The following is a 1,094-nucleotide window of genomic DNA, read 5'->3' as shown; positions in this document are numbered from 1 at the left end:
TTGAAGTCTTGAAGTCTTGAAGTCTTGAAGTCTTGAAGTCTTGAAGTAATGAGTTAAAGAATTAATGCGATCGCGCTTAAAAATTGGTTGACCGCATAAGGGCGGTCATCTATCGCCCCGGATTTTAAATCCGGGGAACGGATGACCTTTGCTACTTTTCTTAGGCGAAAGAGAAATGAACTTTTTTTAGCAGAATAAATAAGGGCGCTTTGTATGAGCGATGGGCGCAAGCCTTGCGCCCCTACTATAGCAAGCTCGCCAATAGATGTTGACAAAAATGATGAAAAGCCCCCCTTAGTAAGGGGGGTTGGGGGGAAAAGTTAGTGATAAATGTTGTTAACACCACTGCGGTCACTGCTATACTTGGCACTTTTTTCAAAATCAAACCAGCTCAAACCTACACCAAATTAGAGTTTTAGATTTATTCAGCAAGCCCTAGTTAAAAGTAATATAATAGGGTTAAACTTCTTGTCAGACTGAATTCATCAAAAGCTTAACAACAAAGGAATGAATGCAATATTCCTTACTAAATCGTTGTCTGAGAAAAGCTGATCATCGGGGCTAAATACAGTTGAAAGACGACAATCAACAGAAACAAACAAATACTAATACTCCTGAGACATCTTCATCAGAGAGTGAGGATATATTTAACCAAGTGAGACAAAATCATCAACAGAAACAAACAAATACTAATACTCCAGAGACATCTTCATCAGAAAGCGAGGATATCTTTAACCAACTGAAACAAAATCATCAACAGAAACAAACAAATACTAATACTCCAGAGACATCTTCATCAGAAAGCGAGGATATCTTTAACCAACTGAAACAAAATCATCAACAGAAACAAACAAATACTAATACTCCAGAGACATCTTCATCAGAAAGCGAGGATATATTTAACCAAGTGAGAGAAAATCATCAACAGAAACAAACAAATACTAATACTCCTGAAACATCTTCATCAGAGAGTGAGGATATCTTTAGCCAATTAAAACAAAACCGTCAACAGAAACAAACAAATACTAATACTCCAGAGACATCTTCATCAGAGAGTGAGGATATCTTTAGCCAATTAAAACAAAACCGTCAAC

2 protein-coding genes are annotated in these 1,094 nt (G+C 36.9%); one reads left to right on the top strand and one right to left on the bottom strand.

Going from position 1 to position 1,094, the window contains the following annotated elements:
- Nucleotides 1-53 precede the first annotated feature (53 nt).
- On the bottom strand, nt 54-275 hold the full coding sequence (locus MW688_RS21140; protein ID WP_486737990.1) for a hypothetical protein: 222 nt from the start codon (nt 273-275) through the stop codon (nt 54-56).
- Nucleotides 276-571: 296 nt separating this feature from the next.
- Here MW688_RS21140 and MW688_RS21135 point away from each other — a divergent pair.
- Nucleotides 572-1,094 (top strand): hypothetical protein (locus tag MW688_RS21135; protein ID WP_486737989.1); only part of this gene is annotated, 523 nt, incomplete at its 3' end.

It is taken from the genome of Johannesbaptistia floridana, assembly GCF_057440575.1.
The sequence above is the reverse complement of the archived record's forward strand: the minus strand, read 5'-3'. Positions and strand labels throughout refer to the sequence as shown.